Raw genomic sequence first — 24,746 nt, 5'->3', positions numbered from 1 at the left:
AGACGAAGCGGCTGCGCGGCGCGCCCACAAAGGTGAGCAGGGTGGAGAGGCGCAGGGTATCCAGCCCTGGATAGTAGAGAAACACCACCAAAATGGCGAAGGTGGGCAACAAGAGCAGCCAGGCCAGCCACCCCTGCTTGAAGATACCCCTCTCTTGGGGAGCTGCACTGGGGATCCCCAGGCGGCGCTCCCGCTCCTTGCGGATCCAGGCCAGCAGCGGCCAGAGGGGGATGGCCATGCCCGCCAGCACCAACCCCACGCCAAAAGCGAGGTCGATGGCCTTGCGCTCCGGCTCAAAGGTGCAAAAATCCAGCGGCACCATGAAGATCAGGGATCCCAACCCTCCTGCCAGCCCCCCCAGAGCCGCCCCCAGCAGCACAGGCCGCTCGATGCGCCGAAAACGGGATCCCACCCAGAGGGCCCCCGACAACCCCGCCAGCAGCGGCAGCAGCACTTGGATCCATTTCCCCATGTTCTCTCTCCCATCCAACCTTGCAAAAGCCAAAAAGGGGCAGGCCGCCGCCCACCCCCCATCCTCAGATTTTGCTTTGCTGTAGCCCAGCTCCTGACCAATTACTGATAGAGGGAGTTGTACTCGGCCAGAAGCCGGTTGGCAGTCTCGTTGGCCCTGGCCATGGCTTGGGCCGGATCCCCGCCCTTGAGCATGAGATCTTCCATGGTCTGGGTTACCACATTGCGAATCTCAGGAAAGGCTCCCAGCAACGCCCCACGGGTGGCAGGAGTGACCTTGGAGTTGTTGATTTGGTCGATAGCAGTGAAGAAGTTGGGGTTTTCCTTGAACCAGCCCTGCGACTCCAGCAAGGCTACCGAGCTTTTGCGAATGGGCAGATAGCCGGTCACTTGGTGCCATTCGGCAGCATTTTCGGTGTTATTCAGCCACAACATGAAGGTCAGCGCCCCCTCTTCCACCTCTTTGGGCAGATCCTTCACCAACCAAAGGCTGGCGCCCCCGATCAAGTTCCCCGTCCAACCCTTGTCGGCGTTGTAGGGCATGCGGGTGGTGACCAGCTCGATGTTGTTTTGCTTGGCAGCGTTGGTGATGTTGGCGACATCGGCGCTGCTGGTGATGGCCATGGCGACGGTACCGGTCTGGATGGCCTGCTCGGTGGCTGCCCAATCCCGCTGCTTGCCGCTGTAGATGTAGTAGCCTTTGTCATACATCCCTTTCCACCAGGTGGCGATGGCAATTGACGGCTCCGAGTCCAAAAAGACCTGGGTGGCACGGGCGGCACGGCCATTGTCGTTGTTGGCCAAGAGGGCATTCTGCTGGGCCATCCACTGCTCGTAGAACCAGCCGTGATTGGGCCAGGTGACGCAGCCCTGGGGAGCGTCGGGGAGGGCCATGATCTTTTGACAAGCAGCCTCCAGCTCTTGCCAGGTGGCCGGCGGCTTTTCGATCCCAGCCTTCTTCAAAATGGCGGTGTTGGAGTAGAGGATGGGGCTGGAGCTGTTCCAGGGCATGGAGGTGAACTTGCCATCCAGGGTGTAGTAGCTCACCACCGGCTCGATAAAATCCTCGAAGTTCACCGGGATCCCGTTCACTTCGGTGCGGTTGCCCAGCGCCTCGGCGATGGACTTGAAGTAGCCGAAATCCCGTGCCCGTTGGGTGCCCACCTCAAACCACTGCACCACTGCCGGAGCGGCTTTTTGTTGAATAGCGAGGTCGGTGGCCTGTTGAATTTCTTCGTAGTTGCCGTAGCCCTCAACAGTTACATTGTATTGAGGAAATTGCTTGTTGAACTCTGCCGCCTTTTGACGGGCCCAATCGAGACGGTTATCGGTAAAGGCAATCCAAACTTTGACGTTGGCAGGAGACTGGGCAAAGCTGTCAGCAGCCAGGAAGGCAGCACCAGCGGCAGCCGCCAGGCCGGCCAGAGCAGCCAGGAAAGTCCGACGGGTATTCATAAAATAAAATGCAGTCGCATCCACTAAGGGCAGGACTGATACTAGCGCAGCGACATTAAGAGCAGGTTATAAACCGGGGATCCTGAAGGGGCAACCCATCCGTCGCACCACCACCATCGACCCCCATCCGTGAAGGATCTGGTGGGATCCCCTGCTTAAGGCTGCCCAACCTGCCGCCGCAGCGCCTGGATCCCGGCAGCCAAGCCAAAGAGAACGAGTACCAGCAGGGTGCTCAGAGCTGCTGCCTGGTGGGTGTAGCCCCCCTGTTGCAAGCCAAAGATGAGCCACCCAAAGGTTTCTGAGCGGGAGGTGACCAAGAGGGCGGAGAGGGTCAGCTCGGCAAAAGATTGCAAAAACACCAGCAACACCGCTGCTGTCAAGGCCGGTGCCAGCAGGGGCAGCAGGATGTAGCGAAAAGTTTGCAGCAGGGAGGCCCCGTCGATGCTGGCCGCCTCCTCCAGGCTGGTGTCCAGGCTGCGCCAAGCAGCTTGCATTGGTTGCAGCGCCAGGGCCAAGAACCGCCCCAAGTAGGCCATCAGGATCAGCCACAGGGTGCCGTAGAGGCTCAGCCCCGGCAGGGGAGGGGGCAACCACACCAAAATGAGGGACAACGCAAAAATCAGGCCCGGCAGGGCATAGGGCAAGTCCACAATGAAGCTGAGCAGCGCCAGCAGCCGTGCTTTCAGCCGGGTCAGGGCGTAGCCCAAGATCGTCGCCATCCCGCTGCAGAGCAGCGCTGCTCCTCCCGCCAAACCCAAACTGTGCAGCGTGGCGCGGCGGGCCCGCTCCAGCTCAAACAGAACCAGCCGGAAATGCTCCAGCGTCAGGTTAGACCAGACCAAGGGCAGGCCATAGGCCCGCAGCAGGGCAGTTGCAGCCATGGCCAGCAAAGGCCCAAGGATGACCAGCAAGGCTGCGGCAAAGAGGATCCCGCTGAGTAGCCAACCCAGCCAGCCCAAGCGATAGGGATCCGGAGGGGCCTCGCCCGGATCCAGCCCCGCCTGAGGCTGCTGTGACCAGGCCAAAAAGAAGAGGGCCGGCAGGCCAAAGAGCAACGCCAGCGCCGCGCTGCGCCCAAACCCATCCCCGCCGAAGTTGATCACCTCTTGGTACAGCAGGGTGGGCAAAGTCAGGTAGCGTCCTGGGATCCCCAGCAAGGCCGGGATCCCGAAATTGCCCCAGGCCCCCAAGAAGGCCAGCGCCGCTGCTGCCGCCACAGAGGGCCGCAACAGGGGCAGCGTGATGAAGAGCCAAACCTGCAGCAGGTTGGCCCCATCCAGTTGGGCCGCCTCCTGAGCTTGCTTGGAGAGCCGGCTCAAGCCCGCCACCAGCGTCAGGTAGGCAATTGGCAGCACAAAAAGAGCCAGCAGCAGGATGATCCCCCCCGGCGTGTAGAGGCTCCACAGGGATCCCTGACCCCCCAAAATCCAGCGCAGCCCCTGCTGCAAATAGCCCACCGGCCCGGCCCATTGGATCCAGGCCAAGGCCAAAACCTGGGGCGGAACCACAAGGGGAGATAAAAAGAGCACCCGCAGGATGCTGCGGCCCGGCAAATCTGTCTGGGTGGTGAGTACCGCCAGCACCAGGCCGCCGACCAGCGCCAATGTGGCTGAGACCGCCGACACCCAAAGGCTGTGAACCAGCGCCAGATGGACACGGGGCGTTTCCAGCAACCAGCGGATGTTCTCACCTTCCCCGCTCAAAGCTCGCTGCAGCAGCCGCCAGAGGGGATAGGCATGGGTCAAAACCAAAAGGCCCGGTACAGCCACCAGCCAGGGAATGATGGGGTGCCTTAACCCTTTACTCAAACCCTCCCCCAGAAACGTTAGACCACGCCTTTGCCGACGCCCAAGGGATCCCACCTATTCCTCAAACAACTTGGCAAAGCGGGCCTTGTCGGCCTCGCGGCTTTGGGCCAACTCTGCTGCCGGGGCGCTCAAGATCTTCAGCTCGCTCAAAGCGGGGAACCCTTTTGGCGGCGTCACACCCTGCCGCAGCGGCATGTAGCCCATCTCAGCAGCGACCTCCTGCCCCTTCTGAGACAGCAAGAAGTCCACAAAAGCCTGGGCAGCTTCCAGGTTAGACGTTCCTTTGACAATTCCCACCGGCTCGGTAATCACCGGCACGCCCTCCTTGGGATAGACCACCTCCACTGGGGATCCCTCGTTGCGGCTGCGAATGGCAAGAAAGTCCACCACCATGCCGTAGCTCTGTTCGCCACTGGCGACGTTGCGGGCGACAGCGCCATTGCCCTGCACCAGCACCGTTTTGTTCTTTTTCAGGGCTTCGTACCACTCCCAGCCCAGGCCGGGGGTGCGTGTGATCACCCCCAAATTGTAGGCGGCAGCACCCGAATAGGTGGGGCTGGGCATCACCAGTTGGCCTTCCGGAACCTGGGCTAGGGCCGCCCAGCTATCCACGGGCTGGGCTTTGGCCGTGTTGTAAACGATCACCGTGGCCAGGATCTTGGTGCCGAAATAGTGGCAGTCTGGATCGTAGTAGGTGGCGGCGATGGCCTTGGCTTCAGGGCTGCAGTAGGGCTCCAGCAAATTGCGGGATTTCAGCAACTCAAAAGTAGGCGCATCGGCCACCAGCAGCACATCAGCCTGGGGACTACCCTTTTCGGCTTCCAGCAAAAAGCGGCTGATCACCTCCTCGGTGCCGGAGCGAAAGATCTCCACCGAAACCTCTGGATAAACTTCCCGAAACGCAGCCACGGTTTTCTGAGCATCTGCATCGGGTTGGGAAGTGTACAAACGCAAGGTGCCGGACGGCTTGGCCCAGGCTGGGTTCAGGGATCCCCACCCAAGGGGCTGGGCAAAAACCAGGCTCCAGAGTACCGCCAACAAAGGTAGAGGACGCTTCATCGTTTTCCCTCGCTTGAGAGCTTGACCTGGACTCCGCTACCAACTTGCCAAAGGCAAAGGCATTTTCGGATTTCAGATCGCGTCCAGATCGCGACAGTGAAAATCCACTTCGACCTTCGCCCCCTGCAATTTTTGCCTTTGGCAAGAGTCAGCCATCGCTAAACTACCCCAGGAAGATTAACCCGAGGTTATCTCTGGATTCATCGAGGATGTTGAGATTCTCCCCGCGGCTACAGCTTGCCTTTGGAGTCCTTTCCGGTTTGTCAGAGTTAGTTCTGCGCCCTGGGCTACCCAGAACTTGCGGCTGATGCCGCAGCCCCCTGGGAGAGGGGAAAACCCTGGGCGCCGCCGCAGGCAAAAACCCTAGCTTCAAGGCCTGCAGCCTGCTGGCACAAAGGAACCCGGAACTGCCCTGGCTACTTTTTCCGCAGATTCCCCCAAGCCCACCCCTACTAGAGGCGCCCGGCGGGCTTGGCTGGCCGGTCGGCTCAGGCTTTCCCAAGGGTTGCTGGCGAATTTAGGCTTGCTTGAAATAGTCGGGCTCATTGCCGGGTTTCCACTTGATGTTGCAGCCGAGGCTGGGCTTTTGGTCGGGATCGATGGGCTTGCCCGCCAGCAGGTTATCCAGCGCCGCCCGCAAATCTTTGCCCGTCACCGGCACATCCGGCAGGCTGGGGCGGCTGTCGTCCAGTTGGCCGCGGTACACCAGCTTGCGCTCCGCGTCGAACAAGAAAAAGTCGGGGGTGCAGGCCGCCGTGAAGGCCTTGGCCACCTCTTGGCTTTCGTCGTAGCAAAACGGGAAGGTGAAGCCCAAGGTCTCGGCCATCTTCTTCAGGTTCTCGGGGCTGTCGTCGGGGTATTTCTCCACGTCGTTGGCGCTGATGGCTACAATGCCGACGCCGCGGTCCTTATAATCTCTGCCAATGCGGGCCAGCTCCTCTTGCACATGCTTCACATAGGGGCAGTGCTGGCAAATAAACATCACCAACAGGGCCGGCTTGTCGGCAAAGGTGGAGAGGGAAATGGTTTGGCCGCTCACCACATCGGGCAGGCTGAAGTCAGGGGCAGGGGTGCCCAGAGGCAACATGGTCGAGGGAGTACGGGCCATAGCAAACCTCCAGCGTAAGGTTTCCTCAATCATCATGGATCATCCTGCTCCTCCCGCAGCAGCCCCCACCCCAAGCAGGCCGGGAACCGCTTTTACAATTGGATAGAGTCCGCAACATTTGGTTCGGGAGCTGAGCCTTGAGCACCGCCGTCTTGCCCGCTGCCCCCCTCGTGGATACCCACGTCCACTTGAACTATCCCGATTTTGCCGAAGATCTGCCGCAGGTGGCCGAGCGCTGGCGCCAGGCCGGGATCCAGCAACTGGTGCACTCCTGCGTAACGCCGGCGGAGTTTCCCCAATTGCAGGCCATTGCCGACCAGTATCCGGAGGTGTTTTTGTCGGTGGGGCTGCACCCTCTGGAGGCGCGCCAGTGGCAGCCGGATCTGGCCGAAAAGATCGCCCAGTTGGCCGCCGGCGACCCCCGAGTGGTGGCCATTGGGGAGACAGGCCTAGATTTCTACAAGTCCGACCCGGCCGATGTGGAGCGGCAAACAGAATCCTTCCGCGCCCACATTGCCCTTGCCCAGGAGCAGGATTTGGCCCTGATCGTCCATTGCCGCGAGGCGGCAGCAGCCACCTACGAGATTTTGAGGGAGGCCATGGCTGCCAGGGGGCCGCTGCGGGCGGTGATGCACTGCTGGAGCGGATCCCCGGAGGAGACGCGACTGTTTGTGGAGCTGGGCTGCTTCATCAGCTTTAGCGGCATCGTCACCTTTAAGAACGCTGAGACGGTGCGCCGCTCGGCCCAGGAGGTGCCTCTGTCCCAGCTTCTGGTGGAAACCGATTGCCCTTTCCTGGCCCCCACCCCCTTCCGCGGCAAGCGCAACGAGCCGGCCCATGTGCAGCGGGTGGCCCAAACCCTGGCGGAGCTGTTGCAGATCCCCTTGCAAGACCTGGCCCGACAGACCAGCCAAAATGCCGCCCGCCTCTTCCGCCTGCCTCAGCCCCCCTTGTGAAGAAGGGTGGAGAACTTTTGGCATTTTTTAAGCTTTTTACTTGGGGCTCTCTAACTTCCCGGCAGGGGGCGCTATCGTGAAAGAGGAGGTGTAGCTTCCAATACTTTTGCACTCCCCTATAGCTATGGAAACCTTGGCCCCTGCAGCCTGCGCCAGCCGGGATGTCCTCATCAACCGCATTACCCACCAGATCCGGCAATCCCTGGAGCTGGATCAGATCCTGAGGGCAACGGTGGAGGAGGTGCGCGCCTTTTTGGGCACGGATCGGGTCAAGGTATACCGCTTCGACCCGGAAGGCCATGGGACGGTGGTGGCGGAAGCCCGACAAGCCGAGCGGTTGCCCTCCCTCTTGGGCCTATCGTTTCCGGCGGGGGATATCCCAGAAGAGGCGCGGCAGCTGTTTCGCCTGGCCCAGGTGCGGGTGATCGTGGATGTGGAGGCCCAGACCCGCTTCCTCAGCCAGCCGGAGTCGCTGGGCCGCTTTGCCCAGGCCCGGCCTTTGCCCCTGGGCGAGGTGCCGCAGCGGCTGGTGGATCCCTGCCATGCCCACTACCTCAAGTGCATGGGGGTGGCCTCCTCTCTGGTGGTACCCCTCCTGCATCACCAGCAGTTGTGGGGGCTCTTGGTCTCCCACCACGCCGAGCCCCGCTCCTACTCTGCCGAAGAGCTGCAGGTGGTGCAGTTGGTGGCGGATCAGGTGTCGATTGCCATTGCCCAGGCGGAATTGCTGGAGCAGGCGCGGCAAAAGGCGCAGCAGGAACGTTTGATTAACCAAATTGCGGCGCTGGTGTACTCGCCGCTCCACCCCGAGACCACCTTGACCACTGTGCTGGAGCAGCTTACCGCCGGCCTCCAAGGGATCGGGGCGCGGCTGCGCATCCGGTTCCTGGGCCTGGACACCCTCTGCCACCATGGGATCCAGCCGCCGGCAGGCTACGACGCCTGGCTGCAGGAGCAGGTGGGAAGGCCCAAGACAGCAGGAAACGGGGTGAAGACGTGGTCGCTTTCCCAGTTGGAGAAGTGGCCAGAACTGCAGGCCCAGCTGCAGCAGACGCCCATTCGCGGGCTGCTGGCGGTGCCGCTGGTTTGGAACGAGCAGCTGGTGGGCTGGCTGAGCGTCTTTCGCGGCGCCCTCTGCCAAGAGACCCACTGGGCCGGCTACCGCTGGCCCGCCCAAGGGGAAGGTGGGGAGGATCCCCGTCAAGAACTGCCGTTGATCTCCTTTGCCGCTTGGCGGGAGCTGAAAGTTGACGAGCCCAAGGCCTGGTCGGCCGCGGAGCTGGAGCTGGTCGGCCGCGCTGCGGTGCACCTGGCCCTGTCGATTGCGCAAAACCAGCTCTACCGGCAGTTGCAAGATCTCAACGCCCGTCTGGAGCACGAGGTAGAGGAGCGGACGGCGGCCCTGCAGCGCTCTTTGGCCATGGATGCCCTCTTGCAGCGGGTTACCGACCAGGTGCGCAGCAGCCTAGACGAAGCCCAGATCCTGCGGGCGGTGGTGCAGGAGTTGGCGCTGGGGCTGCCCATCCAAGGCTGCGATCTCTGCCTCTACGAGGGAGCAGCCGGCCAGGCCACCGTGCGCTATGAATACACCGCCGCCCTGCCGCCCGCCGGCGGGATCACCCTAACCCTGGCCGACTACCCAGATCTCTACCGACAACTGCAAAGGGGGCAGGCGGCGCAACTGTGCCATCTGCCGGGGCAAAGCTGGATCCCACGCGGGAAGGGCTGACGCTTTTGGTTTGCCCGCTGCGGGATGACCAGGGGGCGTTGGGCGATCTGTGGTTGGCCAAGGCGGCAGCCGAGTGCTTTGATACCCTGGAGATGCAGGTGGTACAGCAGGTAGCGGATCACTGTGCCATCGCCATCCGCCAGGCTCGCCTCTACCAGGCCTCGGTGCAACAAATCAGCGAGCTGGAGCGCCTCAACCGCCTCAAAGATGATTTTTTAAGCACCGTCTCCCACGAGCTGCGCACCCCCATCACCAACATGAAAATGGCCATCCAACTGCTGAAAATGGCCCGCACCCCCCAAAAACGGGAGCAATATCTGCAAATCCTAGAGCAGGAGTGCGAGCGCGAGGCGGAATTGATCAACGATCTGCTGGATCTGCAGCGGTTGGAGCAGGGATCCAAACCCCTTCATCTTGAAGAAGTGTCCCTGGCCGCCTGGCTGCCCACTGTGCTGCAGCCCTTTGTGCAGCGGGCCGAGGCCAATCAGCAACAGTTGCAGTGGCAGATTGACCCGAAGGTGGGCAAGGTGGTGACGGATCAGGCCGCCTTGACGCGGGTGGTACAGGAGCTGGTCAACAACGCCTGCAAGTACACCCCGCCTCAGCACCGCATCACGGTGACGGCGCGCCGCCTCAGCCCTGAACAAGTGCAAATTCGGGTGGTCAACGAGGGGGTGGAGATTCCCCGCAGCGAGTGGGAGCGCATCTTCGAGAAGTTCTACCGCATCCCCAGCGGGGATCCCTGGAAGCGGGGCGGCACCGGCCTAGGCCTGGCTTTGGTCAAGCAGTGGATGCAGCGGCTGGGGGGCAGCGTCTCGGTGGAGAGTTCTCAAGGCAAAACCTGCTTTACCCTGGTGTTGCCGCAGGGATCCCTGCCTGTGCAGACCTCACCCCTAGCCCACAACTGTGCCTAGCCACATGAGCAATGCCCACTCAGAAGCGTTGCGTTTGGCCGCCGAGCAGTTTAACCGGGGGGAATTTTACGCCTGCCACGACACCCTAGAGGCCCTGTGGATGGAGGCAGTGGATCCAGAGCGGCGCTTCTACCAGGGGCTTTTGCAAACCGCCGTGGCCTACTATCACCTGCAAAACGGCAACCGCCGCGGCTGCATGATCCTGTTGGGGGAGGCCAACCGCAAGCTGGCGGACTTTCTGCCCACCTACGCTGGCTACAACCTGCAAGCTCTCTGGGAAGCCAACCAGAGCCTCCTGCAAGAGCTCTCTTGCCTCCAGCCTGAGGATCCCTTGCCCCCGGTAGCCTCTCCTACTCTGAGGGTTGTTGGCGGTAAGCCCGATTGAGATGAGAAACTTCTTGGCCCCTCTCCCAGAACCCCAGGAGCTAGCGACGCTTGGAGCGGCGAGCCTGCCGTTCTGCCTCGTTGCGCCGCCGCCGATCCCGCCAGTCGATAAAGGTGATGTAGCCAACGCCCACCGTTACAGCCGTCAAGAGCAAAAAGATGCTCCCATACGCAAGGCGGGCCACCCAGGGCAAGTCGGTTTCCATAGAGCCAGAGGTAGCGAAGGACAAGGGGGATGCTTGGGGCTACATGCCGTTACGGCCCCAAACCACGAAGGCAATGGAAAGGGCGAAGAAAGCCGCAACGGCAACCCAGCCAAAGGTGATGATGTCCATAGGTCTAGCCAAGCAAAGAAGGCTCATCGGGGTGATCCCATTTTACGGGATGGGATCCCCGGCGCATCTACAACAGGGCTCGACTGGGTAGATTAAGGTCAGAGGCCAAAACCCAAGCCAAAGGGAGGACGCGATGGTACTGGAGACCCTGCCGCTGGTGGCCGCGGTGGCCATCGCCATTTTTGTGCTGGTTTTCTGGGTGCGGGTGGTTCGGGAGGCCATCTGGACGGCGGTGGGGATCGTGGTCCTCCTGGCCGTGCTGTACGTGGTCTTTAGAATTGGCCCGCGGCAGGTGTTGCAGGAGCTGCGGGATCCCTTCGCCTTTTTGGAGCAGGTGTGGCAGGTGATCGTCGCCTGGTTCCGGGCCTTTTTCCCCTAGCGCGTTGTCCCCTATACAATTCCTCGTACAATGGACTGGGCTTGGGTTGGGGCTGCCGGCCCTTCCCCTTTGTTCTGCAACCCTGACGCGCTTCGATTGCTGGCCATGCCTTCCGACTCCGCACAGGATCCCCAAAACCTCCCAGACCCTGCCCCGCAAGACGGGATCCCAGTTCCCGAAGACATCCAAGTGGAGGTGGAGGACTTGGGGGATCGCCGCCGCCAAGTGCGAGGTTGCGTCTTGATCCCGGTGGAGCGGCAGCGGGTTTGGCAGGTTTTAACCGATTACGACCATCTGGCGGAGTTTGTGCCCAACTTGGTGGAAAGCCGCTTCCTCGGCAGCGAGAACGGCCGCAAGCTGGTACGCCAGGTGGGATCCCAAAAGGTTCTCTTTGCCCGCTTTTCGGCGGCAGTGGTGCTGGCCATTGAGGAAATCTTTCCCCACCAGCTTCGCTTCCAAGAAATAGAGGGGGACTTTCTCCTTTTCGAGGGGTTTTGGGAGCTGGCCGAGTGGCTAAACCAGCAAACTTTGCTCACCTACCACCTGCAGGTGAAGCCGCCGCGCCGCATGCCGGTCGGCCTGGTGGAACGGCGCATCTGCCGAGACTTGGCCTTCAATCTCCAGGCCATTCGGGAGCGCTGCCTGAGTTTATACTCCCAATAGGGCGTGCCATCCCTCACCCCCAGCCCCTCTCCCAAAGGGACGTCCCTCACCCCCAGCCCCTCTCCCTTTGGGAGAGGGGAGCTATGCGGCAACCTGATTTGTTGGACATTCGCGGTTTGCATTTGCCGGCTGGGATCCCAGCTCATCGCAGCAGCCTGGCAGCCCCCCACTTTTCAGGCGGCCATCGAGGGCTGAGTCTGGGTTCGTGGGTTTGCTATCGGCAGGGTGAAGTGGAAGGCACTGCCCTGGTTGATCCCCGGCGATTCGGCCCAGATGCGCCCCCCCATCGCCTCAACGATCAGCCGGCAGATGGCCAGCCCCAAACCCGTCCCGCCCACGGAACGGCGCAGGGATCCCTCTGCCTGGTAAAACCGCTCGAAGATGGCTTGCAACCGCTCCGGCTCAATGCCTCGCCCGCTGTCGGCCACAGTAAATCTCACCATCGCTTCTCCAGGTTCGCCGGCTGGTGGCTCCACCTCTGCCCGGATCCAGATCCGCCCGCTGGGAGGAGTAAACTTGCAGGCATTGTCCAACAGCTTGCGCAACACTTCCACCAGCCACTCGCCATCTGCCCTGACCATCGGCAGCCGTTTGGGCAGCGCCTGCTCGATGGTGGGTAACTCCTCGTGCCGTCGTCGCGCTTTCACGTTGCTCAGGGCCAGCTCCACGCATTCTTGGGCAGACAGCGGCTCAATATGCCAGCGAACGCGACCACTTTCCAGCTTGGAGAGGGTGAGAAAATCCTGCACCAGCTCCCGCAGCCGACCGGCATCCTGCAGGGCCGCATTCAACATCTCCTGGCGCCTCTCCAAGGGCATGTCGGGGTCGCCGGCCAAAGACTCCAGACACACTTGAATGGTGGACAAAGGAGTGCGCAGCTCGTGCCCGATCACGGCAATCAGCTCCGACTTGGCCCGATCCAGAGCCTGCAACTGGCGATTCAGCTCTTCCAGGTGCTGATAGGCTTCTGCCTGCAGGAGGGCTACTCCTACCTGGTTGGCAATGGCTTCCGCCAGCTCCAGGGTGGCCAGCTGCCAGCGGCGGGGGTGTTGGTGGTGCAGCTCCAATAGGCCCAGCAACCGCCCCTGATAGAGAATCGGCATGGCCACCCAAGCGCGAATTTGCGCCGCCTGCCACAGCTCCGGCACTTGCTGCAAGCGCGGATCCTTTTGGGTGTCCTCGCAACACACCAGTTGGGCCGAGGCCATCGCCTCCTGCAAAAAAGGGTTGCTTGGCACGGGCCAGAGGGATCCCTTGAGGCTGCCCATCGTCAGGGTGTGATACTCGTGATCGATCTGGACAGCAGGAACCTGACCGTCGTAGCGGTAGATCAAACAGCGCCCCACCTTCGCTGCCTGACCCAATTCCTGAACGGCAATGGTCAGGATATCGCCGGGATGCAAAGACTGGCGAATGGCGCTGCTGATGCGGTTGATCAAGTGTTCTTTGCGCTCTTGAGCTTGAATGGTGCGATAGGCCCGCTGCAGCTTGTATTGCCCTACCTGGAGATAGGTGATCAGCCGCTCCGTAAAAGGGCCGGGGTTCAGTTGGCTGTCAGCATCCTGGGGAGCTCCTTCGAGGTACTGGCGAACCGGCTCCAGGCGAGGGGCCAGATCCGGACGGTAGCCAAGGATCTTCGGCAACAGAGCCAAAGCCGCCTGGGCAGTGACGGAGCGATCAAATGACCAGATGCCATCGAATTGGCGGGCCGCATCCATGTCGCTGCCCTGCCAGGGCCGCTCCCGACACACCAAGCAGGTGGCATAGTGGGCGTCGATAACGATCAAATGCCACTCCTGCGCCAGCGGATCCTCCGGATCCAGGGGGATAAAGTCAGGGGGCAGGTCGGCCTGAGCCCCATCGGGAGCAGCCAACACAAACACATCTTGGGCAACCGCGCCGATGCGACGGTAGCGCCGCGCCTCCTGGCGGTAGTAGCGCTCCTTTTGAAAATTGGCGAACACCCACGGGGATCCCTGACCTTGCAACACCTGATCCTCGATGGCGTGGCTAAGGGCAACCAGAGAAGACTTGAAATAAAGTTGCGGGCGCAGATGGGGCAAAGCCTCCAGCAGATCGCTCAATAGGGAAGTCCGACTCTGACGGCTCTGGCGGGATCTAGGGCGGGTAGAAGTCATAGCCCTATTGGCAAGTTCGGTTGGCAAGGAGTAACTTAGCCGTGGAGAAAGCGCCTGGCGGGCTGGCCTAGGTTTAGTCTAGCGGTTGGGTTCTGCAGCAAGGCGAACTTAACGAGCTGCAAGATCTGGCTAACTTGGGCTAAGAATTGTAAGGTTGTGTGTAGACCCAATGTCGGGATCCCGGTACAGCCAAGAGGACGTGCAACAAATTCTCCAGCGGGCCATGGCCCGCCAGCCGCGTCTGGGCGAGTTTACCCGCGCCCAACTGCAGGAGATGGCCGCCGAACTGGGGATCTCCCCCCAAGAGCTGGATCTGGCCGAACAGGAATGGAAGGCTTGGCAAGAGCTGAACAGCCAACATCGCGAATTCCAGCGCTACCGCCGCCGGCAGTTTTACCAGTTGCTGGGGCGATATGCAATTGTCAACAGCTTTCTGCTGGGCTTGGACTGGCTTTCCGGCGGAGGGCTATCCTGGTCGCTGTTTATACTCATGGGCTGGGGCTTGACAGTTTCCCTCAAAGGCTGGAACGCCTATCAAACGGAGGGTGAACGCTACGAAAAGGAGTTTCAGCAGTGGCAAAAGAAACGCCAGAAGAAGCTTCAGCGTCGATGAGTAGCATCTCGTCTCTCTGCTTTGAGCGGCGATGGTCTTAGAAGGAGACTGCCGGCAGATGCTAGTATAGGTAGCTGCAGAGGCAAATGCCTGTGCGGGCGTAGTTTAATGGTAAAACCGCAGTCTTCCAAACTGCTGTTGACGGTTCGATTCCGTTCGCCCGCTTCCAGCCACCCAAAGCCATAAACCCGCTCCAGATAAGCACTTCCAGCCTTAAACTGCAGTTGAGTTTGGGGTCAGAAAGTGTCAGGAAACGGCTATGGAGAAAAGGGAAAGCTTGGTACGCTTTTGGTCTGAACTGGCACTGCCGGGGGTGGCGGTACCGGTTGTCGACGGGGGCGCCGGACGAAGAACTTGGCTAGAGCCTTATCTTGTCAGCAACAATTTCTAACAATCGCTCCCCAGCGCTTACCTTCGGGCTAGGGACTACCTCTCGGAGCTTATTGCAGCCAAGGCCTGGCGATGCAAGTCGGGGTTGGCCGCCGCCAGCACTTCCCCCCTAGACGTGCGGGTCAAGGGATCCCCCGACCAATCGGTAATCAGGCCGCCGGATCCCTCGATCACGGGCACGAGAGCAGCAAAGTCGTAGAGGGCGAGGCCGCACTCCATCACCAGATCGATGTAGCCGCTGGCCAAGAGGCCGTACTGGTAGCCGTCGCCGCCGTAGGAGGTGATGTGAACCAAACGGCTGAGCTGCTGAAAGCGCTGCTGCTGGTCTGGCTGAGCAAACAAATCAGGAGTGGTACAGCTCAAAGAGGCGCGGCTGAGGTCGGTGGTGGCTTTGCTGCGACTAAGCTGTTGGGTGGAAGGGGTTATCCAGCGGGTTGGTTGTCCCTGCACCCCCACCCAGCGCTCGCGCAACACCGGCTGATCGATAATGCCCAAGATGGGGCGATCCTCTTCCAAAAGGGCGATCAGGGTGGCGAAGGTGGGCTTGCCGGTGGAAAAGGCGATGGTGCCATCCAAGGGATCCAAAACCCAGGTATAAGGGGATCCGGTCTGGTGGAAGCCAAACTCCTCACCAAGGACGTTGTGCTCCGGCACGTAGGCGGCCAGCAACGCCCGCATTGCCCGTTCTGCTTCCCGGTCGGCTATCGTTACGATAGGGGATCTAGCCTCTTTGTACTCGGCCTGCAGCTCCCCGCGAAACAGAGGCCGGATCACCGCTCCGGCTGCGTCGGCTAGAGCCTGGGCCAAGGCAATCCACTCTGGCTTAACCACTCTCTTGCCTACCTCGTCGGTGTTCTCTCCTAGCATAGGGAAAGATTTTCCCTCGGCTATGCGTGCTGGCCGACTGTTAACCCCTCTGGAATGGCTCTGGACCGCAATTGGAGTGATCTTGACCATTTTGGGCACCCTAACCCAGGTGAGCTTGCCGCCTCAGTGGCCAGGGGTGGGAGGATATAGCTTTTCCCTGCAAATCGGCGGCATGCTGCTAACGGCCTGTCTGGCGGGACCGGTAGCGGCAGTGTGCGCCCAGCTTGTCTATCTAGGCTTGGGATTGGCAGGGCTGCAGGTGTTTGCCCAGGGAGGGGGGTGGCAGTACCTGTACCAGCCCGCCTTTGGCTATTTGCTCGGGTTTTTGCCTGCGGCCTGGGCCTGCGGGACAATGGCCTTTCGACAAACGGATCCTCATTTACCGCGCGCCTCCTTTCCCCCTCGCCGCAACCCCTACGTGCAGCCCAGCCTCTCTGCGCCGGTGCGTCTGCAAGACTTGGCCGCCGCCGGTTTGGTGGCCCTGACCCTGGTTCACCTGACCGGGATCACCTATCTCTTAGCTACTCAGCCCTGGAATGGAGAGTTGCTGCAGTTGCTTCGGCTCTACTCTGGCTATACCCTGCCAGGACAGCTCATCGTGGTCAGCTTCGCTGCCCTCCTAGCCCTGATCCTGCGGCGCTTGCTGCTGCTTTAGCGCAAAAGACCTTCTATCTTTGCGCGATTGCGCATTTGCTCTTGGGCTGGAGCAGCAAAGATTAGCCTAGAGGCAAACTTGCCCCAGAGAAGGGACAAGGGGTTTCCAAGGTTTCACCAGGTTTCTGCAAAGTTTCGTGAGAAAAGGCAAGAATGCGACGCGCTGCGCTAACTCTCTTGGCAACGGGCTTTCTAGCCACCACTCTGACCGCCTGCGGCAACAGCGGCAACTCTGGCGGATCGATTGTCATTCCACCCCAAAGCCCAACCGTTTCCTTTATCAATCCGCCTACCTCTGGGCGCGTAGGCACCTCCACACCGGCTTTCACGGTGCAGGTCAGTGTGCCGGGCGGCGCCCGCTCAACCCAGTTTGTGGAACTGGAAACCTTCAACCCGCTTGGCACGCGCGTGCAAAGAGAAGTCTTTAGCCCCCAGCAGGTTGGCTGCAGCCCAGGTGCCACTTTCTGTAGCTTCAACACCGACTTCCGGGTTGCTCCTGGCGATCCTGCCGGCGTTTGGCAGTTTCGAATCACTGCCTTTGACCAGCAAAACCGCTCTGGATCCCAGACTCTTCTGATTACAGTCTTTCAGTAGGCAAGCCGAGCCGTTGCTTTGGATTGAGAGCTAAGCGAAAGCAGGGGATGCGTCAAGCACCCCCTTAAGGCGTAAGCCCTTCTCACCAGGAACGCCCAAATGCGGGATCCCTCATTCCATGTCCCGACGGTTGGGGTTGCGGGCAGGGTCATTGCTCAAGAAACCAAAAACAAACAGTCCCACAAAAAAGATTACCACCGCGTAAACAGAGATTTTCAGTAACAGCATAGTTTCAGCGACCCGTTTCCAAGTGGATGAAGCGAACAAGCAACAAAGCAATGGTAGAGCAAAGACCGAGAGCCACGGAGACGGGATCCCGTCAGACCTGAGGCTCGGCAAAAGTTCTTCACAAGATCATACCTCCCAACAGCTCCTCATTCCCGCCGTTGGCCCCAATTTGTCCCCAAAACGCCTCGGACACTTGCCGGAAAAGAGCCGCAAAGCTCGGCCAGATAGGGATCCCTGGCAAGGGGCAAAATTGTTAAGAAATGTTTTAAAGCGAAAAGCAACATTGCGCTCGCTCAGCGGCAGCAGTGTTGGAGAAGGCTGGGGAATGGGAGGATGGGATCTGCGGCTTTGCTGGCTGGGTACCTATCTATGCCTTTTGACTTGTCCGGTAATCCAGTTCATCAGTTAAACCACTGGGATGCTTCAGAGGAGCGGTTGCCCAGTCAGGCAAGACCTCCGTCGTCTCAAGAGATCTATTGCTCCCGGGAACTACAGCTTTCAGACGGCACCGCGGTTTTTCTGCGCCACTGGCTACAGGGATCCCCGCGGGGCCGGGTGTTGCTGTTGCACGGCAAAGGGGATCACGGCGGCGGGTTTGGCCCCTTGGCGGCGGAGTTGGCGGCTCAGGGGTGGGAAGCTTTGGCGCCCGACATGCGGGGATTTGGACGCTCAGGTGGCATCCGCTGTTGGATCGAGCACTTTAGTCAGTACCAGGCGGATCTAGAGGCAATCGTCGAGCAAGTTTGGCCCCAGCCAGGGATCCTCCAAGTCTGGTGCGGGTACAGCGCAGGGGCCAATTGGGCTACGGAATACGCGCTTGCTCACCCCGACCAGGTGCAAGGTTTGATCCTTATCTCCCCGGCCTTTCGTATCGACCACTATTTCAACCACTTTACCTGGGGTCTTTTACAGGTCTTGGACAAGGTTTTGCCCCAGTTGGCCCTGACCGGCCTCTACGAACCCGGGCGGGTGACCTCCCTAGCGGAGCAGCAGGCAGCCTTGGCTGCAGATCCTTACGTGTGTGGTGTTACCCGGGCCCGGTTTACGGCGGAGCTGGTGCGCAGCGGCCGGCGCTGCCTTGAACAAGCCCACCGGCTGGAGCTGCCAGTTTTGGTGCTCTACACCTCTGCCGATATTGTTGTCAATCCTGCTGGCGCTGTGGAGTTTGCCTGTCGGCTTCCCAAGGGTGAAGTCTACGATTTTCCCCAGTCGCGCCACGACCTTTTGCACGACTGCGAGGCTGCAGCTGTTCAGCAAGCAATTGGCTGCTGGTTGGAGCGGCATTTTCCCCCTCCGCTTTGACTGAGCTCCTGGGGCCCTCATGGCAAAATAGAGAGGCCCTCTTTCTGCTTGCTCCCATGAGCCAAGACCTGATCTACCGTCCCCGCCGGCTGCGGCGCACTGAGGCCCTTCGCCAACTGGTTCAGGAAACCCACCTGCGGGTGCAGGATCTCATCTACCCGCTGTTTGTTATGGAGGGAGAGAACCAGCGGCAGGAAGTGGAATCCATGCCCGGCTGCTACCGCTACACTCTGGATCTGCTCCTGAAGGAGGTGGAGGAAGCAGCCAACTTGGGGATCCCAGCGGTGGCTCTCTTCCCAGTGGTGCCGGAAGAGAAAAAGGATCCCACGGGGCGGGAGTCCTTTAACCCAGAAGGGTTGATCCAGCGGGCGGTGCGGCGGCTCAAGCAGGAAATCCCCGAGATCCTGGTGATAACGGATGTGGCCTTGGATCCCTACAGCAGCGAGGGCCACGACGGCATCGTGCGGGACGGGGTGATCCTCAACGACGAGACAGTGGAGGTGCTGGTTAAGCAGGCCCTCTCGCAAGCGGAAGCGGGAACCGATATTGTTGCCCCCTCCGACATGATGGACGGTCGCGTCGGCGCCATTCGCGAGGCCCTGGATGAGCAAGGCTATACCGACGTGGCGATTCTGGCCTACTCCGCCAAGTATGCCTCCGCTTTCTATGGCCCTTTTCGCGATGCCCTGGGATCCGCGCCCAAGTGGGGGGATAAAAAAACCTATCAGATGGATCCCGCCAACGCCCGCGAGGCCCTTAGAGAAGTGGAGCTGGACGAGGCGGAAGGGGCGGACATTGTGATGGTGAAGCCGGCCTTGGCCTACCTGGACATTATCTATCGGGTCAAGGAAGCGACAGATCTGCCCGTGGCCGCCTACAACGTGAGCGGCGAATACGCCATGATCAAGGCTGCTGAGCAAAAGGGCTGGATCGACGGCAAGAAGGTGATGATGGAATCCCTCTTGGCCATGAAGCGGGCCGGCGCTGACATGATCCTCACCTACTTTGCCAAAGAGGCGGCCCTGCTGCTGCAACAGTCCTAGCTAGGGCCTTCTGTACAACTGGGGAGATTGTCCAATCCAGGTGGGGGGTGCCTTTTTCTCCGTGTCGGCTACTAGGTCGCTGGGATCCACCAGGCGCACCTGGATTTGATCGGGCGGCACGCGGTTGAGGCGTTCCTTGATGAGGGCTTGCTGCTGCAAGGGATCCATGCCGCGATCCACTCCCTCCCGCAACCGTGAGACTCGGGCTGAGAGGACTTCGAGGTTCTGCTCCAAAACCTGCAGGCGGTGGTGCTGGGCCAACTGCACCGGTAAAAGGCGATACAGGCCGCCGAGGGCAGCCGCCGTAAACACGAGGTTCACCCCGATGCGACAGAGCAGTTCCCAAGCTTGGGGCTCCGGCTCTGGGGCTCGTCGTTCCCGCAGGCGAGACAGATTTCTTGAACAGGAAGGCCGGACGGGGATCGTCCGCGGGCCGGGAACCGGGAGAGAAGGGGGCGCTCCGGCCCGAACCAGGGATCCCTGCCCCTGCAAACGACGCAGCCGCGGAGCAATAGAGACGCCCAGCTCAGGCCGAGGAACCTGCCCCTCATTGACAGACATGGGGCGAGCCGAGGTACGCGAAGTAGACTTGGGTGTCACGGGTGAAGGGAAGCAATCGGGGGATGAAAGACCACCTCTGCTACTGGGAAGCGCAGCTAGGGCTTATTGAAGCCGATTTTTCCGAACGTGTCAGGCGGTGGTCCAAAACATTTTTCTTTTCAGCTCTACTCCGGTACGGCGGAGGCGGATTTCGGCTCTTTTTCCGGGTCTTCGGTCAACGCCAAGCAGGAACTGCCGGACAGCCAAGAGAAAAACCGGCTATGGCCAAACCCGGAAACGCGCTAGGCTAGAGGTTCCTACCTTGGGCAAGCTCTACGCCGTCCAAAGGACGAAGGCAACAGAGAGCCCAGGGGCTTGTAGGGTGCTTATCGGGATCCGCCTATGCGCATTGCCATCACGGGTGGGAGTGGTTTTATCGGGCGCCGCTTGGTGGCCCGCCTGCTGGAGCGAGGAGATGAGGTGTTGGTTTTGAGCCGCCGCCCTGAGCAGGCCCGCCGCGTTCTGGGAGCATCCCCCAACCTCAAGCTGCTGGAGTACGATCCCTACCAACCGCAAAGCTGGGCCTCAGCTCTGGAAGGGTACGAGGCAGTCGTCAACTTGGCCGGAGAACCCCTGGCTTCTTCCCGCTGGACGGAAGCTAAGAAAAGAGAGATCCGCCGCAGCCGCGTGGAGACCACCCAGGCCCTTGTCCAAGCCCTCGCCTCCCTTGGCCAGAAGCCCCAGGTGCTGATCAGCAGCTCGGCGGTGGGCTACTACGGATCCCGACCCGAAGGAGAGCCCCTGACGGAGGCAGATCCCCCTGGCCAGGGCTTTTTGGCAGAAGTCTGTCAGGCGTGGGAAGCGGCTGCCCGCCCGGCTGAGGAGCTGGGGATCCGCTTGGCCATCCTGCGCACAGGAATTGTCCTAGGGCCCGATGGAGGAGCCCTGGGTCAAATGCTTGCCCCCTTTCAGTTCTTCCTCGGCGGCCCCATTGGCTCTGGCAAGCAGTGGGTCTCCTGGATCCACCGCGACGACTGGGTGAGTCTAGTCTGCTTCCTGCTGCAGCAGGGATCCGGCGTCTTCAACGCCACTGCCCCTAACCCAGTGCCAATGGAAGAGTTCTGCCGCACGTTGGGGCAAGTTCTGGCCCGCCCCTCGTGGCTGCCAGTGCCAGCCCTAGCCTTAGAACTGCTGCTGGGCGAAGCAGCTCAGGTGGTTCTAACGGGGCAGAAAGTGATCCCCCAAGCCGCGCTGCAGCTGGGGTTCACCTTCCAATATCCCCACCTCAAAGAAGCCTTGCGGCAACTCCTCATCCCCCAGGTCAACCGCTAAGCGCAGTCGAAGATGGCCAAACCCACCACTGCTCCAGCAGCGGAGAATTGTGGGGAAGCTCCTTTGGATCCCTGCGGGCAAAAATCCAGACACCGCTGCGCCCTCCGAAAGGCCTCTCGGATATAGAAGCGGCGTTTAGCTTTTCCCCAACAGGGATCCCGCCAAGCCTGCTGAAGGCACCCCCTTGGTCTCCTCTGGAGTTGGAAAGAGCCAGCTAGCGGGAGCGGGCCAGCGAGACTCCTCCCGGATCTAGCCGGTTGGCCAGTGCTGCCACCACAATCATTGGCAGGCTCACCACCAGGCAGAAGCCCCACTGCTCCCAAGTTAGCGGTGCCGTGTCGAAGAGAGCATTGAACAGGCTCCATTGGCTGAAGAGGATCTGCAGCAGGATGGCCGCTCCAATGCCGATGGTGATAGCCGCCACATCCATTAGGCGTTCGTGGCGTTCCAACTGGCTGGCGCGCCCGCGGCCCAAGAGGGTAGGAATAGCCTGGCTGAGGCTGAGCAAGTAGAAGATGCGCCCAATCACCAGCGCCTGAATGGCCATGCTGCGGGCCAGGTTGAGGTTGCCGGTGGTTTGTTCGATGTATTCAAAAACCCCGAAGATCAAGAGCCAGTTAAAGGCTGAAACCAGCAGAATGCGCTGCAGCAGCCGGGGAGAAAGCAAATTGGCGTCGGGATCCCGCGGTGGTTGGGTCATCTCCCGCCCCGTGCTGGGCTCAAAGGAGAGGGGCACTGTCATGGTGATGGAGTTGATCATGTTGAGCCACAACACCTGGATGGCCAAAATGGGCAGCTCGCGGTTGAGGAGGACGCTGAGGAGAAGGGTCATTGACTCCCCTCCGTTCACCGGCAGGATGAAGGCGATGGCCTTGAGCAGGTTGTTGTAAACGGTGCGCCCCTCTTCGACGGCGGCCTCGATGGAGGCAAAGTTGTCATCGGTCAAGATCATGTCGGCGGCGGCTTTGGCCACTTCGGTGCCACCCCTTCCCATGGCGATCCCCACGTCCGCCTGCTTCAAGGCCGGGGCGTCGTTAACTCCATCGCCAGTCATGGCCACGATATGGCCCTGCGACTGCAGAGCTTCCACCAGGCGCAGCTTTTGCTCCGGGGCCACCCGCGCAAAGACAGATCCCTCTTTGGCGGCGGTAACAAACTCCTCTGGGCCGAGCTGCTCCAGATCCCGGCCGCTGTAGGCTTTCACCGGTTTGCCACCCCCCAGCCCCATCTGCTCGGCAATGGCTTGGGCAGTGAGCACATGGTCGCCGGTAATCATCTTCACCTGGATCCCGGCGCTCTGGCAGGCGCGCACGGCGGCAATGGCCTCCGGCCGCGGCGGATCAATCATCCCCTGCAAGCCCAAGAAAATCAGCCCTTCCTCTAGATCTGAGTGATCCACCTGAGTTTGGCTGCTGGGGACGGTTTTTTGGGCAAAGGCCAGAACTCGCAGCCCCTGCCGCGCCAAGGCCTCCACCTGCTGGCGAATCGGCTCTGCCTCCAAGGGCTGGATCTCCCCTTGGGATCCCATCTGGCTGCAGCAGCGCGGCAAGAGAGCTTCTGCGGATCCCTTGACGTAAATGCAACGCTCCTCCGGCCCCACCCTGTGTAAGGTAGCCATGTACTGAAACTGGGATTCAAAGGGGAGGGTATCTAGGCGAGGGCGGCAGCGCTGCAGATCTTCTCGATCCAAACCCCCTTTCTGAGCCGCCACAAGCAGAGCCGCCTCGGTGGGATCCCCTACAACTTCCCACTGGCCCTTGTCCTTGGGTTGGAGGCGGGTGTCGTTGCAGAGGCAGCCAGCTACGAGGCAAGCCTCAAGAGCAGGCAATTGATGGATTTCGATGGGGGAATCAGCCGCCGGGAACAGGATCTGGCCCTGGGGGCTGTAGCCGCTGCCGGTAACCCGGTAGAGCTGGGAGCCGGCGTAGATGGCCTGCACCGTCATCTGGTTTTCTGTAAGGGTGCCGGTTTTGTCCGAGCAAATCACCGTGGCGCTGCCTAGAGTTTCTACCGCCGGCAACTTGCGGATAATGGCATGGCGTCGGGCCATACGGGAAACCCCAATGGCCAGGGTTACGGTAACTACTGCCGGCAACCCTTCGGGGATAGCACTCACCGCCAGCGCCACCGCCGCCTCAAAGACAGTCGCTGCCGCTTGGCCCTGCACCAGCCCCACCAGAAAAGTAAGCGCAGCCAAGGTGAGGATAATTTTCAGCAAAGTCAGGCTGAACGCCTCAAACTTACGTGTCAGGGGAGTTTGCAGGGATCCCCCTTCCTCGATCAGCTCGGAGATGCGGCCTGTTTGGGTCTGGTTACCGATGGCCACCACCACCCCCGCCCCTTGGCCAAAGGTCACGAAGCTACCGGCATAGGCCATGTTCTGGCGCTCGGCCAACGGCGTGTCTTCGGGGAGGGATCCCAGCCGTTTTTCCACCGGCACCGATTCTCCCGTGAGGGCCGATTCGTCCACCCGCAAGTTGCGCACGCTCACCAGGCGCAGGTCGGCGGGCACCCGGTCTCCCGAGCTCAAGAGCACCACATCCCCCGGCACCAGCTCCCGTGAGGGCACCCGCACTTTCTGCCCCTCCCGCATCACGGTGACTTCAGTGGCCACCGACTTGGCCAGGGCAGCAATGGCCTCCTCCGCTTTGGACTCTTGGATGTAGCTGATGAGGGCGTTGATCACCACCACCGCCCAGATCACGATGGCGTTGCGCCAGGATCCCAGGAACGCCTTGATTGCCCCGGCCACCAGCAGGATGTAGAGCAACGACTGGTTAAACTGCTGCAGGAACTTAAGCCAGGCCGGGGTAGCTGCCTTGGCCTTCAGCTCATTGGGGCCATATTGCTGCTGCCGCCGGGCCACCTCGGCTTGAGAGAGGCCCTTTTCCAACAGCCCTGCCAAAGACAGCTCCTCTCCGAAAAGTCTCTGGATGGCCTGCTCCTCTGGCAGAGCATGCCAGGCAAGGGCCGGGAGCAGCTCGGGAGATGAAGATCTTGCCATGATCGGTGAGTCACCACAACACAACAGTAGGAGGAGCTTCCCGCTCTTCTCTCTGACAGCCTAGCGGATGCCGTCTGCCCCTTCCCAGCAAGACGCTCCCCAAGCGGCTCCCTCCAACCCTGAGGCAAGCGTCAAGCGCAGCCTCTTGGCCGCCCCTGGAGGATGGGTGGAGGTGGACAAGTGGGCGTGGAACACCCCCGCTATCCCAATGTGTTTGCTTTGGGAGATGCCTCTTCCCTGCCGACTTCCAAAACGGCAGCCGCAGTCCGCAAGCAGGCGCCGGTGCTAGCGGAAGACCTCTCAGCAGCCATGCAGTCCAAGCCCCTGCCAGCTTGCCATGACAGCTACACCTGCTGTACCATAGCAGAATTTGCCTACGACGGGAAGCTGGCCCTCTCATTTCCTCTAGCGGGAGCGCTACTCCATGTACCTGGCTCAAATGCACCTGTTGCCTTGTTGGCAGCGCCGTGCGCAGGTCGCCCGAGTACTCCCGGAACAGCTCACCGGCAGGTATTTTTGGCCCTTCCAAGCCGGCTGTAGGCTCCCCAAACACGGCCGCTCACCCTTTCTCGCAAGCAGAACCAAGTCTGACTGCTCCAGACTGTCTTGAGAAGGAGGATTGCAGGCAAAGCTACAAAATATTTCTTGGCATCAAATTTTTTGAGATGTAGAGATTTACCACATAACTTTCCGCTAATCTCGGTACAGCCTGTTAAGGGCTCAAGGGGTACAATAGCAGCACTTAGCAAACCAACTTCGGAAGGAGGATGGATTGATTAG

Annotated in this window: 24 protein-coding genes, 1 tRNA gene and 1 pseudogene; 14 read left to right on the top strand and 12 right to left on the bottom strand. The window is 60.8% G+C overall.

What is annotated here, in order from left to right; all coding sequences use genetic code 11:
- From NW809_RS02240 to NW809_RS02220, 5 genes and pseudogenes are all read right to left on the bottom strand, one after another.
- Positions 1-472: pseudogene (locus NW809_RS02240) on the bottom strand (hypothetical protein); the annotation flags it as partial.
- 101 nt (positions 473-573) lie between these two features.
- Positions 574-1,926: an ABC transporter substrate-binding protein gene (locus NW809_RS02235; protein WP_414401435.1), complete on the bottom strand. Its 1,353-nt coding sequence runs from the start codon at positions 1,924-1,926 to the stop codon at positions 574-576.
- 155 nt (positions 1,927-2,081) lie between these two features.
- On the bottom strand, positions 2,082-3,734 hold the full coding sequence (locus NW809_RS02230) for an ABC transporter permease (RefSeq protein ID WP_240527786.1): 1,653 nt from the start codon (positions 3,732-3,734) through the stop codon (positions 2,082-2,084).
- Between the two features lie 54 nt (positions 3,735-3,788).
- Positions 3,789-4,793, bottom strand: coding sequence for an ABC transporter substrate-binding protein (locus NW809_RS02225; RefSeq protein WP_011431554.1), 1,005 nt, complete (start codon positions 4,791-4,793; stop codon positions 3,789-3,791).
- Between the two features lie 517 nt (positions 4,794-5,310).
- Positions 5,311-5,901 (bottom strand): thioredoxin family protein, encoded by a 591-nt coding sequence (locus NW809_RS02220; protein WP_011431553.1) that lies wholly within the window; start codon positions 5,899-5,901, stop codon positions 5,311-5,313.
- A gap of 137 nt (positions 5,902-6,038) precedes the next feature.
- On the opposite strand from NW809_RS02220, the gene NW809_RS02215 reads away from it, so the two are divergent.
- The 4 genes from NW809_RS02215 to NW809_RS02200 all read left to right on the top strand — a co-directional run bounded on the left by NW809_RS02215 (position 6,039) and on the right by NW809_RS02200 (position 9,885).
- Positions 6,039-6,857: a TatD family hydrolase gene (locus NW809_RS02215; RefSeq protein WP_228375368.1), complete on the top strand. Its 819-nt coding sequence runs from the start codon at positions 6,039-6,041 to the stop codon at positions 6,855-6,857.
- A gap of 133 nt (positions 6,858-6,990) precedes the next feature.
- Positions 6,991-8,586 (top strand): GAF domain-containing protein, encoded by a 1,596-nt coding sequence (locus tag NW809_RS02210; RefSeq protein WP_414401434.1) that lies wholly within the window; start codon positions 6,991-6,993, stop codon positions 8,584-8,586.
- Positions 8,541-9,500: an ATP-binding protein gene (locus tag NW809_RS02205; RefSeq protein WP_414401433.1), complete on the top strand. Its 960-nt coding sequence runs from the start codon at positions 8,541-8,543 to the stop codon at positions 9,498-9,500. The genes NW809_RS02210 and NW809_RS02205 overlap by 46 nt, the downstream gene beginning before the upstream one ends.
- Before the next feature lie 4 nt (positions 9,501-9,504).
- Positions 9,505-9,885, top strand: a complete 381-nt coding sequence (locus tag NW809_RS02200; RefSeq protein WP_414401432.1) for a DUF309 domain-containing protein — start codon at positions 9,505-9,507, stop codon at positions 9,883-9,885.
- Between the two features lie 40 nt (positions 9,886-9,925).
- Here NW809_RS02200 and NW809_RS02195 read toward each other — a convergent pair whose 3' ends face one another.
- Positions 9,926-10,114, bottom strand: coding sequence for a hypothetical protein (locus tag NW809_RS02195; RefSeq protein WP_011431549.1), 189 nt, complete (start codon positions 10,112-10,114; stop codon positions 9,926-9,928).
- A 15-nt stretch (positions 10,115-10,129) separates the two neighbouring features.
- Complete coding sequence (locus NW809_RS02190) at positions 10,130-10,246, bottom strand: cytochrome b6-f complex subunit PetN (RefSeq protein ID WP_240527309.1); 117 nt, start codon at positions 10,244-10,246, stop codon at positions 10,130-10,132.
- Between the two features lie 106 nt (positions 10,247-10,352).
- On the opposite strand from NW809_RS02190, the gene NW809_RS02185 reads away from it, so the two are divergent.
- Entirely contained in the window at positions 10,353-10,598 is a 246-nt protein-coding gene (locus tag NW809_RS02185; RefSeq protein WP_011431547.1) for a hypothetical protein, read from the top strand.
- Between the two features lie 105 nt (positions 10,599-10,703).
- Positions 10,704-11,261 (top strand): SRPBCC family protein, encoded by a 558-nt coding sequence (locus NW809_RS02180; protein WP_414401431.1) that lies wholly within the window; start codon positions 10,704-10,706, stop codon positions 11,259-11,261.
- 173 nt (positions 11,262-11,434) lie between these two features.
- On the opposite strand, the gene NW809_RS02175 is transcribed toward NW809_RS02180, so the two are convergent.
- Positions 11,435-13,399 carry a DICT sensory domain-containing protein gene (locus NW809_RS02175; protein ID WP_011431544.1) on the bottom strand — a complete coding sequence of 655 codons (1,965 nt, stop codon included), beginning with the start codon at positions 13,397-13,399 and terminating at the stop codon, positions 11,435-11,437.
- 169 nt (positions 13,400-13,568) lie between these two features.
- On the opposite strand from NW809_RS02175, the gene NW809_RS02170 reads away from it, so the two are divergent.
- A complete protein-coding gene (locus NW809_RS02170) occupies positions 13,569-14,012 on the top strand; it encodes a 2TM domain-containing protein (RefSeq protein ID WP_099884457.1) in 444 nt (147 codons plus the stop codon).
- A 94-nt stretch (positions 14,013-14,106) separates the two neighbouring features.
- Positions 14,107-14,177, top strand: a tRNA-Gly gene (locus tag NW809_RS02165).
- A 261-nt stretch (positions 14,178-14,438) separates the two neighbouring features.
- Here the strand turns inward: NW809_RS02165 and NW809_RS02160 are convergent.
- Positions 14,439-15,269, bottom strand: a complete 831-nt coding sequence (locus NW809_RS02160) for an inositol monophosphatase family protein (RefSeq protein ID WP_414401430.1) — start codon at positions 15,267-15,269, stop codon at positions 14,439-14,441.
- A gap of 76 nt (positions 15,270-15,345) precedes the next feature.
- On the opposite strand from NW809_RS02160, the gene NW809_RS02155 reads away from it, so the two are divergent.
- Both NW809_RS02155 and NW809_RS02150 read left to right on the top strand, forming a co-directional pair.
- Entirely contained in the window at positions 15,346-15,924 is a 579-nt protein-coding gene (locus NW809_RS02155; RefSeq protein WP_414401436.1) for a biotin transporter BioY, read from the top strand.
- 152 nt (positions 15,925-16,076) lie between these two features.
- Positions 16,077-16,517 (top strand): hypothetical protein, encoded by a 441-nt coding sequence (locus tag NW809_RS02150; protein ID WP_011431539.1) that lies wholly within the window; start codon positions 16,077-16,079, stop codon positions 16,515-16,517.
- Positions 16,518-16,628: 111 nt separating this feature from the next.
- Here the strand turns inward: NW809_RS02150 and NW809_RS02145 are convergent, their stop codons facing one another.
- The gene (locus NW809_RS02145; protein WP_011431538.1) at positions 16,629-16,745 is read right to left on the bottom strand and encodes a photosystem II reaction center protein I; all 117 of its coding nucleotides are present in this window, start codon (positions 16,743-16,745) and stop codon (positions 16,629-16,631) included.
- 369 nt (positions 16,746-17,114) lie between these two features.
- On the opposite strand from NW809_RS02145, the gene NW809_RS02140 reads away from it, so the two are divergent.
- Both NW809_RS02140 and hemB read left to right on the top strand, forming a co-directional pair.
- Positions 17,115-18,047 carry a lysophospholipase gene (locus NW809_RS02140; protein ID WP_414401429.1) on the top strand — a complete coding sequence of 311 codons (933 nt, stop codon included), beginning with the start codon at positions 17,115-17,117 and terminating at the stop codon, positions 18,045-18,047.
- Between the two features lie 56 nt (positions 18,048-18,103).
- The gene (gene hemB, locus NW809_RS02135) at positions 18,104-19,090 is read left to right on the top strand and encodes a porphobilinogen synthase (protein WP_414401428.1); all 987 of its coding nucleotides are present in this window, start codon (positions 18,104-18,106) and stop codon (positions 19,088-19,090) included.
- On the opposite strand, the gene NW809_RS02130 is transcribed toward hemB, so the two are convergent.
- On the bottom strand, positions 19,091-19,651 hold the full coding sequence (locus tag NW809_RS02130; protein ID WP_414401427.1) for a hypothetical protein: 561 nt from the start codon (positions 19,649-19,651) through the stop codon (positions 19,091-19,093). It abuts the gene before it with no gap.
- Between the two features lie 105 nt (positions 19,652-19,756).
- Here NW809_RS02130 and NW809_RS02125 point away from each other — a divergent pair, with 105 nt between their 5' ends.
- Both NW809_RS02125 and NW809_RS02120 read left to right on the top strand, forming a co-directional pair.
- Complete coding sequence (locus NW809_RS02125; protein ID WP_414401426.1) at positions 19,757-19,936, top strand: hypothetical protein; 180 nt, start codon at positions 19,757-19,759, stop codon at positions 19,934-19,936.
- Positions 19,937-20,032: 96 nt separating this feature from the next.
- A complete protein-coding gene (locus tag NW809_RS02120; protein WP_414401425.1) occupies positions 20,033-20,962 on the top strand; it encodes a TIGR01777 family oxidoreductase in 930 nt (309 codons plus the stop codon).
- Between the two features lie 214 nt (positions 20,963-21,176).
- On the opposite strand, the gene NW809_RS02115 is transcribed toward NW809_RS02120, so the two are convergent.
- On the bottom strand, positions 21,177-23,966 hold the full coding sequence (locus NW809_RS02115) for a cation-translocating P-type ATPase (protein ID WP_414401424.1): 2,790 nt from the start codon (positions 23,964-23,966) through the stop codon (positions 21,177-21,179).
- Between the last annotated feature and the right edge of the window lie 780 nt (positions 23,967-24,746).

The sequence above is a fragment of the Synechococcus sp. WC101 genome, assembly GCF_047461555.1.
Classification (GTDB): domain Bacteria; phylum Cyanobacteriota; class Cyanobacteriia; order Thermostichales; family Thermostichaceae; genus Thermostichus.
Note: the sequence above shows the minus strand (reverse complement) of the source record. Positions and strands in the feature narration are given on the sequence as shown.